General features: G+C 71.5%; 13 protein-coding genes. 7 read left to right on the forward strand and 6 right to left on the reverse strand.

Translation table 11 applies throughout. The features are described from left to right. Positions 1 to 25: 25 nt before the first annotated feature. The gene (locus ACWC5O_RS40230) at positions 26 to 904 is read right to left on the reverse strand and encodes an MHYT domain-containing protein (protein ID WP_450591518.1); all 879 of its coding nucleotides are present in this window, start codon (positions 902 to 904) and stop codon (positions 26 to 28) included. A gap of 279 nt (positions 905 to 1183) precedes the next feature. On the opposite strand from ACWC5O_RS40230, the gene ACWC5O_RS40235 reads away from it, so the two are divergent. Then, entirely contained in the window at positions 1184 to 2053 is an 870-nt protein-coding gene (locus tag ACWC5O_RS40235) for a glycerophosphodiester phosphodiesterase (RefSeq protein ID WP_450591516.1), read from the forward strand. A gap of 53 nt (positions 2054 to 2106) precedes the next feature. Further along, a complete protein-coding gene (locus ACWC5O_RS40240) occupies positions 2107 to 2661 on the forward strand; it encodes a methylated-DNA--[protein]-cysteine S-methyltransferase (protein ID WP_450591514.1) in 555 nt (184 codons plus the stop codon). Between the two features lie 30 nt (positions 2662 to 2691). Here ACWC5O_RS40240 and ACWC5O_RS40245 read toward each other — a convergent pair whose 3' ends face one another. After that, positions 2692 to 3120, reverse strand: a complete 429-nt coding sequence (locus tag ACWC5O_RS40245; RefSeq protein ID WP_450591512.1) for a VOC family protein — start codon at positions 3118 to 3120, stop codon at positions 2692 to 2694. 99 nt (positions 3121 to 3219) lie between these two features. Between ACWC5O_RS40245 and ACWC5O_RS40250 the strand changes: the two genes are divergently transcribed. Next, complete coding sequence (locus tag ACWC5O_RS40250; protein ID WP_450591510.1) at positions 3220 to 4125, forward strand: pseudouridine-5'-phosphate glycosidase; 906 nt, start codon at positions 3220 to 3222, stop codon at positions 4123 to 4125. Further along, complete coding sequence (locus tag ACWC5O_RS40255; protein ID WP_450591509.1) at positions 4113 to 5048, forward strand: carbohydrate kinase family protein; 936 nt, start codon at positions 4113 to 4115, stop codon at positions 5046 to 5048. The genes ACWC5O_RS40250 and ACWC5O_RS40255 overlap by 13 nt, the downstream gene beginning before the upstream one ends. A 119-nt stretch (positions 5049 to 5167) precedes the next feature. On the opposite strand, the gene ACWC5O_RS40260 is transcribed toward ACWC5O_RS40255, so the two are convergent. The 3 genes from ACWC5O_RS40260 to ACWC5O_RS40270 form a co-directional block, all read right to left on the reverse strand. After that, a complete protein-coding gene (locus ACWC5O_RS40260) occupies positions 5168 to 5638 on the reverse strand; it encodes a hypothetical protein (protein WP_450591507.1) in 471 nt (156 codons plus the stop codon). Between the two features lie 391 nt (positions 5639 to 6029). Then, positions 6030 to 6371, reverse strand: coding sequence for a gamma-glutamylcyclotransferase family protein (locus ACWC5O_RS40265; RefSeq protein ID WP_450591505.1), 342 nt, complete (start codon positions 6369 to 6371; stop codon positions 6030 to 6032). A 67-nt stretch (positions 6372 to 6438) separates the two neighbouring features. Then, positions 6439 to 6924: a LamG-like jellyroll fold domain-containing protein gene (locus ACWC5O_RS40270; RefSeq protein WP_450591503.1), complete on the reverse strand. Its 486-nt coding sequence runs from the start codon at positions 6922 to 6924 to the stop codon at positions 6439 to 6441. A 328-nt stretch (positions 6925 to 7252) separates the two neighbouring features. Between ACWC5O_RS40270 and ACWC5O_RS40275 the strand changes: the two genes are divergently transcribed. Beyond that, positions 7253 to 8335, forward strand: coding sequence for a redoxin domain-containing protein (locus ACWC5O_RS40275; protein WP_450591501.1), 1083 nt, complete (start codon positions 7253 to 7255; stop codon positions 8333 to 8335). 51 nt (positions 8336 to 8386) lie between these two features. Further along, a complete protein-coding gene (locus ACWC5O_RS40280; protein ID WP_450591500.1) occupies positions 8387 to 9007 on the forward strand; it encodes a TetR/AcrR family transcriptional regulator in 621 nt (206 codons plus the stop codon). A 349-nt stretch (positions 9008 to 9356) separates the two neighbouring features. Here the strand turns inward: ACWC5O_RS40280 and ACWC5O_RS40285 are convergent, their stop codons facing one another. Beyond that, a complete protein-coding gene (locus tag ACWC5O_RS40285) occupies positions 9357 to 10022 on the reverse strand; it encodes a hypothetical protein (RefSeq protein WP_450591498.1) in 666 nt (221 codons plus the stop codon). A gap of 262 nt (positions 10023 to 10284) precedes the next feature. Here ACWC5O_RS40285 and ACWC5O_RS40290 point away from each other — a divergent pair, with 262 nt between their 5' ends. Continuing rightward, positions 10285 to 11112, forward strand: coding sequence for an MOSC domain-containing protein (locus tag ACWC5O_RS40290; RefSeq protein WP_450591497.1), 828 nt, complete (start codon positions 10285 to 10287; stop codon positions 11110 to 11112). Positions 11113 to 11551 lie beyond the last annotated feature (439 nt).

The following is an 11551-nucleotide window of genomic DNA, read 5'->3' on the forward strand; positions in this document are numbered from 1 at the left end:
ACCCCGCACTGACAACGGGTCCCGGTCAGCGGTTCTGCGGGGTGCGGGAACCGTGGTGCCCCGGGTCGCGGACCGGCCGGTGGCCGGAGTGGAGCGCGAGGTGGCGGTGCTGGTGGGAGGGCACGGCGGCGGCCGGGACACCCGGCTTGTCCTCGACGTCCCGCCGAGTGGGTCTGCCCATGACCATCAGCGGGTCGAACATCACGACGACGCCGGCGAGGAGCAGGAAGGCGAGGGGGCCGATCAGCATCGGCGCGAGCACCGTGGCCGGTGAGCCGCTGGTGGCAGAGTCGGAGGTGCCATGGAGGTGGACGTCGAGGGCGGCCATACCGGTGTAGTGCATACCGGTGACGGCGAGACCCATCACCATGCTGGCCCCGACGCTCCACAGGAAACCCCGGACGCGTCCGGCCGCCCACAGGGCGGCCGTGGCGGCCACGACCGCTATGGCGACGGAGGCGGCGACGGTGAGCGTGTTGTACGAGAACCGCCCGTCGAAGTGCATGCCCGCCATGCCGAGGTAGTGCATCGAGGCGACGCCAAGACCAGTGATCGTGCCGCCGGTGAACAGAGCGGTGCCGGTGGCGCCCCGGTAGCCGACGATGAAGATTCCGACGCCGACCATGACGACGGCGAGGCCGAGGCTCGCGTAGGTGATCGGTTGGTCGTAGTGGATCGGCGTCCGCTTGATGGTGAAGCCCATCATGGCGACGAAATGCATGGTCCATATGCCGGAGCCGATCGCGGCCGAGCCGAGGGCCAGCCAGGCGGGCCGCCAGGAGTGGGTGACCAGCAGGGATCGGGTGGTGCAGCGCAGGCCGAGAGCGCCACCGAGGCAGGCCATCAGAAAGGCCACCAACGGGGTGACGACCCCGTAGCTGAATCCGTCGACCGTGCCCTGCATGCGCGGCTGCCCTTCCGCCCTCTTGCGTCCCGGAATTACTGAAATGCGCCCCCGTCCCAGGACCGCGCCGGCGGTCAGGGTTGACGCAGAGAGTATGACCCGCACCGGAATGGTCGAACGATTTTCCGGCAAAGAAACACGCCCTTGCCCCACTTGTGCGGCACCCGTGAGCGGACTTGGGCGACACCATTCATCGTGTGGCCGTCCTGCGCCCGCATGCCGTTGACTCTCTGCTGTCAAGCTAATGCAGTCGGTAATCGCTCGACGCGAGGAGTCCGCATGTACGCGCGCGCAGTCGCCGCCACGGCAACCGCGATCCTGGGGACGGCAGCCCTGCTGACCCCCACCACCGAGGCCCGTGCGGGCGAGACCGGCGAGCCCACGGTGATCGCCCACCGCGGTGCCTCCGCCTACGCTCCCGAGAACACCCTGGCCTCCATCGACAAGGCCGCGCAGCTGGGCTTCTCCTGGGTCGAGAACGACGTCCAGCGCACCAAGGACGGCCAACTGGTCGTCATCCACGACGACAACCTGCGACGCACCACGAACGTCGAGGACGTCTTCCCGGGCCGGGCGCCCTGGAAGGTGAAGGACTTCACCGCCGCCGAGATCGCCCGGCTGGACGCGGGCAGCTGGTTCTCCCCCGTGTACGCGGGCACGCGCGTGCCCACCCTGAAGCAGTACATGCGCCGGGTCGAGCACAACCACGAGAAGCTGCTCCTGGAGGTCAAGAACCCGGCGCTTTACCCCGGCATCGAGCAGCAGACCGTGAAGCTGCTCGGCGAGGAGAGCTGGCTGGACCGGCGGCACCTCGGGCGGCTGATCGTGCAGAGTTTCGACGCGGACAGCGTGCGCACCGTGCACGAGCTGAAGCCGGCTCTCACCACCGCCTACCTCGGCACGCCGTCCGTGGCGCAGCTGCGCCAGTACGCGCGTTTCAGTGACCTGATCAATCCCTCGTACGGGTCGATCTCCGCCAGTTACGTCTCCGCCGTGCATGCCGTCACCGGCCCGCACGGCAGGCGGCTCGGGGTGTTCGCCTGGACGGTGGACGACGCGGCCACCGCCTGGAAGGCCACGGGCTACGGCGTCGACGGGCTCATCAGCAACAAGCCCGACGTGGTCCGGACGGCGCTGAGCACCGGCTGAGCGGGGACCGCTGGGCGGCGGGCGTTGTCAGTGGCGGGTCGTACGGTGGGCGCATGGACAGCCATGGGCAGGACGAGCAGCGGGTCGTGTGGGCCGTCGTGGGCACCGGCATCGGCCCGCTGATGCTGGCGGCGACCCACGAGGGACTGGTCAACGTCGTCTTCCACGCCACGGACGTGGTGCGCGAGCGGGCCCTGGAGCGGCTGGCGGCCAGGCTGGGCACCGCACCCTTCGAGGACCCGGACTCGCCGCTGCTGGCCGAGGCGATACGGCAGGTCGAGGCGTACTTCGCGGGCGAGCGTCACGACTTCGACCTGCCCCTGGACTGGTCCCTCATCTCAGGCTTCAACCGGCAGGTGCTGCGCGAGCTGGCCTCCGGAGTCCCGTACGGCACGGTGGTGGGGTACGGCGATCTGGCCGGACGGGTCGGGCAGCCGGGCGGGGCGCAGGCGGTGGGTGCGGCGATGGGCGCCAATCCGCTGCCGGTCGTCGTACCGTGCCACCGGGTGGTGGAGAGCGACGGCGGCATCGGCGGCTTCGGTGGCGGTCTGGAGACCAAGCGCAAGCTGCTCGCACTGGAGGGCGTGCTGCCCGAGCCGCTGTTCTGACGGCGGCGGGTCCGCGCGCCCCGGGTACGGCTACGCGTAGTGCCGGGCCTCGAAGACGTTGCCGTCCGGGTCCCGGAAGTAGAAGTTCCGCGTGGCGTTCCCGCGGGCACCGGAGGAGTCGTGGCCGATGTCGGACATGGGGACGCCGTGTTCGGCCAGGCGGACGCGCAGGGCGTCGAAGCCGTCGGACGACAGGGCCAGGCAGACGTGGTTGACGGGGTGGCCCGCGCTCTCGGCGGAACCGGGGAGCATGTTCATGCGCTCCACGAGGCTGCGCGGGGCGAGGTCCAGGATCGTCTCCTCGTTGACGCGCGCGGAGGGGAAGGACACCTTTCCCTCGGCGTACTCGGCGACCTTCAGGGGCTCCAGGCCGACGGCGTCCTCGTAGAAGCGCGCGGCTGCGACCGGGTCGGTCACCCACAGGACGACGTGGTCGAGACGCGTGGTGTGGTCAGTCATGCGGTCCAGGCTGGTGGTGTCCCCCACAGACGGCAAGCGTTTAGCGGGGTGTGGCGCCCGCCAGAGATGAGGAAGGACCGACGGACAGGAGGCGGGTACGTGGTGCTGGTGGTGTCGGAAGAAGTCAGGGAAGCGATCGACGCGCGGCGGCCGGTGGTGGCCCTGGAGTCCACGATCATCGCGCACGGGCTGCCGCGTCCGCGCAATCTCCAGGTGGCGCTGGAGCTGGAGCACGTGGTGCGGCAGGAGGGGGCCGTCCCCGCGACCATCGCCGTCCTGGACGGGCGCCCGCACGTCGGCCTGGACAAGGAGCAGCTGGAGCGGGTCGCGAACGAGGACGGCATCCGCAAGCTGGGCCACCGTGACCTGCCGCTGGCCGTGGCGGCGGGGGCGAGTGGGGCGACGACCGTGTCGGCGACTGCTCAGCTGGCGGCGCTGGCGGGCGTCCGGGTGTTCGCCACGGGCGGGCTGGGCGGTGTGCACCGGGAGTGGACGGTGACCCAGGACGAGTCGGCCGACCTGGGCCTGCTGGCGCGGACCCGGATCACGGTGGTGTGCGCGGGCGTGAAGTCGATCCTGGACGTGCCGGCGACCCTGCAGCGGCTGGAGACGCTGGGCGTGGCCGTCGCCGGTTACCGCACCGCCCGGTTCCCCGGGTTCTATCTGTCCGACTCCGGACATCCGGTCGACTGGACGCTGCGGAGCCCGGAAGAGGTCGCCGAGGTCATGCGGGCGCAGGACGCGCTCGACGCGCCGGAGTCGGCGCTGATCGTCGCCAACCCTGTCCCGGAGGAGCAGCAGCTCGATCCGGGGCTGCACGCGCGCGTGCTCGCCGACGCGCTGCGTGCCTGTGACGAGGAGGGAGTCACCGGCCAGGCGGTCACGCCGTTCCTGCTCGACTTCCTGGTCCGACACACGGACGGGGCCTCGCTGGACGCCAACCTGGCGGCGGTGCGCGGCAATGTGCGGCTGGCGGCGCGGATCGCAACGGCGTGGACCAGGTAGTGCCCGCAGCCCGGGGCGGGGCACTGCTGGTCGTCGGTGACGTCGTCACCGATGTCGTCGCCCGGCACCTGGTGCCGCTCGCGACCGGCACCGACACGGCCGCCGCGATCCGGACCCTGCCGGGCGGCGCGGGCGCCAACGTGGCCTGCTGGGCAGCTCATGCGGGCTGTGCCGACGTACGGCTGGTGGGGCGGGTGGGCGCGGACGCGGCCGAGTGGCACGAGCGGGAGCTGCTGGCGGCCGGCGTGCGGCCCCGGCTGGTGCTCGACCGGGAGGCGACGACCGGGACGGTGATCTGCCTCGTCGACACGGGTGCCTCGGCCGAGCGCACGTTTCTCACGGACAGCGGGGCGTCCCTGCGGCTCGAACCCGCCGACTGGTCGGACGCGTTGCTCGACGGGGTCGCCCGGCTGCACCTGTCCGGCTACCTGTTGTTCTCCGAGCCGAGCCGGGCGCTCGCCCAGGTGGCGCTCGCCGCGGCACGCGAGCGTGGGGTGCCGGTCAGTCTGGACCCGGCGTCGGCGGGCTTCCTGCTGGAGTTCGGCGTGGACCGATTCCTGGCGTTCGCGGAGGGGCTCGACATACTGCTGCCCAGCCGGGACGAGGCGTGCTTGCTGACCGGGCTGCCCGAACCGGCGGACGCGGCGGCCAAGTTGAGCCGGCTCGTCCCGCTGGTGGTGGCCAAGTCGGGTGTGGCCGGGGCGCTGGTGGCCCGTTCCGGGGCCGTGGTCGCCCGGGTTCCGGCCGTGCCGGCGACCCCGCTGGACACCACCGGCGCCGGCGACGCCTTCACCGGCGCGTTCCTGGCCGCCCTGCTCTCGGGCGCGGATCCGGAGGAGGCGGCGGCACAGGGCTGCGAGGCGGGAGCACGAGCGGTGGAACGGGTGGGCGGCAGACCACCGCACCGGGGCACCGACGGCTGACCGCACCGGGGCACCGACGGCTAGACGGCGCCTCCTGGCCGACCTGGCCCAGCAGACACCCCTGCCCGCACATGCCAGCGCCTACTCAGCGGTCAAGATCTTTTGGCAAATGGTCAAGATCACTTGTCACGGGACACCCGGCCACCACGAAGGTGACCGGGGCTCGCAATGGGCCCGGCCGCCGGGGCCGTACCAGCCGATCTCGGTAGCCAGCGCGGCGCCGTCCGCGAGTTGCTCGGCATCTCAGCCGGTGACGTCGAGTCGGTCAGGGGCACGGTGATGGTGGTGTCCAGGGCCAGGGCCGTGTTGGTCCAGGTGGGGGGGTGCCATCCGGCAGGCGCAGGTAGCACGTCGACTGCCCGTCCTGGGTGGTCGGTGGGCCAGAGCAGCACGTGGCCGTGGTCGGCGTAGGAGCCGGCCGCCACCGCGGCCGGGTCGGGGCGGTCGAGGATGTGGAGGATCTGGGCGACGGCGGAGTCGAGCCAGCCGTCGCTGAACAGCACCTTCGAGGCGGGCAGGTCGCCCGAACGGTCGGTGAGCGGGCCGGTGGTCTCCGGGATGAGCAGGTCGTTCGGGGTGCTGCTGGACAAGGGGCCGAGGAACAGCCTCGAAGCGTTTGACCCACGCGAAGTGGTGCCCGCCCGCGATGGCCGGGACGTGATCCAGAACGAGAAGTGCCAGGCGGTTGCCGGATTCTGGACCAGCCCCTACGACGGGAAGGCCACGACCAACGCCAAGGACCTCGACATCGACCACGTCGTGCCGTTGGCGAACGCCTGGCGATCTGGCGCCGATCTCTGGGACAGCAGCACGAGGAAGGCGTTCGCCGACGACCCGTTGGAGCCTCAGCTCGTGGCGGTGTCCACGGTCAGCAACCGGTCCAAGGGCGACAAGAGCCCGGACCCGTGGCGCCCGCCTGAACCATGGCCGCCTCGCTGCTCCGCTCTCGATGCAGCGCGAGCCGCCTCATACTCAACCAGTTCATGCGTCTCCGACATAGACCCAGGCGGTCAAGCCCGACGCCAGTGTGACTTCGCGTCGGGAGTAGTCGTCGACCTCGTAGGCGTCGGTGACTGCCAGCTCCGCGTCATCGAGCTCCAGGTAGGAGCCTTCGACGCCGTCGCCATCGGTGCCATGGCGCAGAATCGGATGGCGATCGGAGCCACTCGTCGCGATGACCTCTGGGTTTGTGATCTGAAGCCAGTCGATGCGGTATCCGGGTAGGGAGTCATCAACAGTTCGCACCTGCCGCCCGTAGAGCGCCTGTTGAACATCGGCCTGCCGAAGGGTCCCGTAGGAGAACACGCGATGTACATTCGTCACGGCGACAGATCCTAGGTTTCGTTCACCGGGAGGGTCCAGTCTCACTCCCGCCTGCTGGCGGACGCTCTCAGCTGGATCGGGACGGGCTGGACACCCGAGTCGAGAGTGGCGACGGCGGCCGCGGGTCGGGCAGCGCGGGCTGCCAGGCCTGGACGTCGCGGATCCGGCCGGGGAAGGGGTTCTCGTTCTTGGCGTTTCCGATCGCCAGGGAGCCGGTGGCCGGCCAGGCGGAGCCGTTGGGCACGGCGGAGACCACAGTGCCGTTGACGTACGGGCTCATGGTCTGGGTGTTCGCGTCCTGGACGCCGGCCAGGTGCGTCCAGGTGTTGAGTGCGGGCGGGGTGCTCGCGAACGCCGCCCGGCAGGCGGACGGGTCGGCGCCGTCCGAGGGCGGAGAGACGAAGGTCCACGCGTTGAACGCCTTCGAGTACTGCGGGTGGAAGGAGCTCACTGCGGTGCCCGACTCGCCGGCCACGGTGGCGTAGCCGGTGGTGTTGGTGAGGTGCGTCCACGCGGAGACGGTGCAGCTCTTCGAGGTGCCGACACGGTCCACGACCCGCGTGGGCGGCGGCAGGCACCGGCTGCCCCGTCGACCTGCCAAGGCCGGGTCCGCCTCCGGGTGGTGGGTCACGCACCGGACGGAGGGGTAGTCCCGGCATCAGCGCGCCCCGAATCGGCTGACCGCCCAGCGGGCCGGCGCGGAGCTGCGGCGGCCGTACGGGCATCGGGGCGAAGCAACGTGTGGTGGAGTCGCGCCACGGCTCGGCCGCCGCCGTCAGAAAGGCGGTTGCCCAGCCGCAAATAACACTGTTATTGTCGAGTCACGGCGTTATTTCGCGGAGTGCGGCCTGCGGGGACACACGGGACACCAGGGGGACATCATGAACAGCATCGAGCTGACCGTTCTGAACGACCACGCGGAGAGCGTCGTGGCGGGGGCACTGATGGAAGGGCCGGCGGAGGAGCCTGGCACCGGGTCGCAGGTGTGGCTCGGCGCGGCGGAGGTCGAGCGGGTGCTCGGGTTCACGCGCAAGCCGCAGGGGTGGTGCCGGGGGGACGTATGCGTACCGGCGGCAGTCATGGCCGACCTGGAGAGGGACGGCGGGCAGCTCATCGAACTGACGGGATTCGCCCGACTGTTGGGGCGGCCGGTGGTCGTGGAGCCGGAGGCCCGGGTGGTGGCGGTCGGCGCGTCGGCGGCCGAGCGGTCGGCGGCGCTGGCGGCCGGTGACGCACCCGACTTCACACTGCCGGACGTGCACGGCGCCGGGCACTCGCTGAGCGAACTGCGCGGGCGGAAGGTCGCGCTGGTGTTCTGGGCCTCCTGGTGCGGCTGCCGCTACGACCTTCCGGAGTGGGAGCGCCAGCACGCGGCGTTGGCCGCCGAGGGGTTCTCGGTGCTGAGCGTCGCCGTGGACCGGCGGATCGAGGACGCGGCGCCGTGGATCGCCGAGGCCGCGCCCACACACTTCGCGCTGGTCGACGTCGACGGGCGGGTCGCCGACCTGTACCAGCTGCTCAATGTCCCGACCGTGGTGTGGATCGACGAGCAGGGGCGGATCGTACGCCCGAACGACACCCAGTTCGCCACTGACCTGTTCCGGTCCATGAGCGGGCTCGACTCCGCGAGGTCGCTCGGGGCCCTGCGCCGCTGGGTGACCACCGACAACACGGGCCTGCCCGCGGACGCGGTCGCCGAGTTGACCCGATCCGCCGACCCCGGGCAGCAACTCGCCCGCACCCAGGCCGCGCTGGCGCTGTGGCTGCTGCGCCACGGCCACCAGCAGGCGGCGCAGCGGCACTTCGCTGCGGCCGCAGAGCTCTCCCCGGAAGACGTGACGAGCTGGCGCAGTGCGATGCCGCTGCTCGGTGTGGACCCGATGGGCGAGGAATACTTCGTTCGGCGCACCGCCCTGGAGGAGGCCGGTGTGCCGATCTACCGGCCGCTGCCGGACTGGCAGTAGAGGCGGGTGCCGCAGAAGACGAGCACCGATCGATACCGGAGAATCATGCCCATGCCCGCCACCTCCCCCACCGGTGTCTTCGCCCGGGCCCAGGCCCGGGGCGAGGCCGCCCTGCGCACCGCCATGCTCGACACCGCCGCCGAACTGCTGGCCGCCGAGGGCCCGGCCGCGCTCAGCATGCGCCGCCTGGCCACGGCCGCCGACTGCTCGACCACCGTCCTCTACCGGCTGTTCGGTTCCAAGGACGGCATCACGGCGGCCCTCTACCGGGAGGGCTTCGCCCGGCTGCGGCGTCGGCTGGACGCCGTGCCGCACGACGGGGATCCGGCCGAGTACCTGGCTGCCCTCGGGCGCGCCTATCGGGCCAACGCCCTGGAGGAGCCCAACTTCTACAGCGTCATGTTCGGTGAGGCCGTGCCCGGCTTCACCCCGGACGAGGAGGCCCGCGCGGCCGCGGCGGCCAGCCTGGACATCGTGCGCAAGGCGGCTCGCGGCTGCGTCCGGGCAGGTGTACTGCGGGCGGACGCCGATGTCGACGAGGTCGCCGACGTCCTGTGGGCGGCGGCCCACGGGGTGATCAGCCTGGAGCGCGGCGGCCACTTCCCGGGCAAGCTGGGCGAGCAGCGCTTCCGCACCGCAACCGGGGCGGCGGTGTCGCTCTTCCTGCCCTGATCGCAACGGGGCGGGGTGGACCGGCTACCGGTCGGCCGTTCCGAGGTACTGCGCAGGAGCAGGTCGGGGCAGGATTCGCGTCTGGCGGGCCCGCCGGGGCTGTGGGGCCGAGAGCAGGACCAGCGGCCGCAGGCCGGCGACTCGCCACGGCGGGCCTGCCACCACTACCCACCCCGCAGCCCGGTCAGCGTCAGCCACACGGGGGCGCTGGGGGACTTCGCGCGGCACTCAGGTTGCCGCAGGCGGCGAAGCGGGCGGCCGCCCAGGCGGACGGCCGGGTACGGGGCCGCGCTCAGCACTCGGCAGGGACCGGGCGAACACCCGCCAGCTCGTCCGCTCCCTGCCGCCCTCACTCGAAAACCGGCTGCTTCGCCGTCTGGGCGTCCGCGGCCGCGCGCCGGGCCCAGGAGTTCGACCGGTAGGCATCGTGGATCGCCGGGTCGTCGTACTTGAGCAGCGCCTCGTCGTTGCTGGTCAGCCCCATGACGGTGTGGGGGTGGCTGCCGGTCCAGACGATCTTCTGGTTCGGGAGGCCCTTGTGGCCGACCTCCACCAGCAGATATCTGGAGTGCGTGGCGGTGTTGCCCGCCGCTCCCGTGTCGGTCAGCCGGTGCAGCGCGATGCCGCCGAACTTCGTGGACCGGGTGAGCCGGTCCAGGACGGCCGACCCGTTGGTGTCGAGGCCCCGGTAGACGATGTCGACGTAGCAGCCGGCGCCGTCGAGGTCCCAGAGCTTCTTCGCCACCTCAACGTGGCTGATCTGGTGCATGGCGATGCGGATCACCGTACGCCCGTCGGCCGTGCCGCAGCCGGGCGGGTTTCCGTAGCAGGCCGGCTGGCCGTTCACCGGGTCGCCGACGGTGCCCAGGATGTCGAGGATCGGGTCGGAGATCGCACGCGGGAAGAAGTACACCGTGGCGCTGCCGGCCTGGTACGCCATCGGAGGGTCCGAGACCTGCTTGGTGCGGCCCTGCCGGGACCCGTTCAGGTCACCGAAGCAGCCCGCGTACGCCACGCAACCGCCCGGGCGCCGGTCGCGACGGCCACGCAGGCACGGCAGCCGGGTCGCCGGCACCCCGGGTCGGCAGCACCAGGGCCCTGCGGCATCCAGGTGCAGCGGACCGGTGCCGAGTTTTCCTGCGGACCTCCGGCACGCCCGCCACCGCCGCCCCGAGTACTCCGACTGCGGCCTCCGAGGTCCGTGCAGGGCCTCCGGGAAGATCCACTATGCTCGACGGGAGGGGCCACCGGGCCCCCACCGGGGGGAGCAGTAACCGATGGCCACCGTGGTCGAGTTGACGACCTATCCCATCAAGGGTTGCGCCGCCGTGGCCCTGGAGAAGACGGAACTCACCCCGGCCGGGCTGCCGCACGACCGCGCATTCATGGTGATCGACGAGGCAGGTGTCTTCCGCTCCCAGCGCCGGGACCCGCAGCTGGCCGCCGTCCGCCCCGACGTCTCCGCGGACGGCCGCCGCCTGGCCCTCACCGCGCCGGGGACCGAACCCCTCACCCTCGAAGTGGACGCCGCCGGACCGCGACGACCGGTCGAACTGTTCGGGAACCCGTTCCTCGGGATCGACCAGGGCGAGGCCGCCGCCGACTGGTTCTCCGAGGTACTCGGAGCCCGCAGCCGACTGGTCCGGGTACCGCCCGAGCACGACCGGGTGACCGACGGACAGGTCCCCGGCACCTCCGGCTACGCCGACAGCTGCGCGGTGCACCTGCTCTCCCGCTCCACCCTCGACCACCTCAACACACTCACCACCGCACCCGACGGCCGTCCGCTACCGATGGCCCGCTTCCGACCGAACATCGTCGTCGACGGCTGGGACACCCCGCACACCGAAGACCTCACCCGCCGGATCACCATCGGCTCCGCCGAGCTGGCCTACGCCAAACTCGCCATCCGCTGCGCCGTGACGCTGGTCGACCAGGCCACCGGCGCCAAAGCCGGCCCCGAGCCACTGCGCACCCTCGCCCGGTACCGGCGCGCCACAGCGGGCGGCGTCGCGTTCGGCTCAAAATTTGCCGTACTGCGCCCCGGTGAACTCGCCGTCGGAGACAAGCTGACCGTGGACGCCTGGGGCCCGCCCGAGCTCTGACCCACGACCGCGGTCCGGCACACCGGCAGCCGAGCAGGCTCATCAGGCCGGCCGGGCGAGTCAGCGTCAGCAGTCGGTCATCCGAGCAGCCCGATCGCGGCCGGCCTCAGCGGCCGACCGTTCAGCTCCTGGCCCCCTCGTCCTACCACAGCCGGTGAAGTCTCCGCCGCTGCGGCCGGCCCGGCCGTCGGTCCTGGGAGGGTTGCGCGTTCTCCTCCTGTTGCGGAGTTCTCAGAGGGCGGTATGTAACCCTTTGTCCGGTTCGCCGTTGTGGGTGGAACAGGCGCAGTGATCAGTTGGTGGGGTTAGGCAGTTTCGTTTGGATCATCTGCTCGTTGGTCTGGATGTGCCGTTGACTGACGCGCAGTGGGCGCGGATCGAGCCGTTGCTGCCGGACCGGACGCCGAGGCGTGGTGGCCGGTGGCGTGACCACCGTGAG

It is taken from the genome of Streptomyces sp. NPDC001450 (assembly GCF_053597295.1).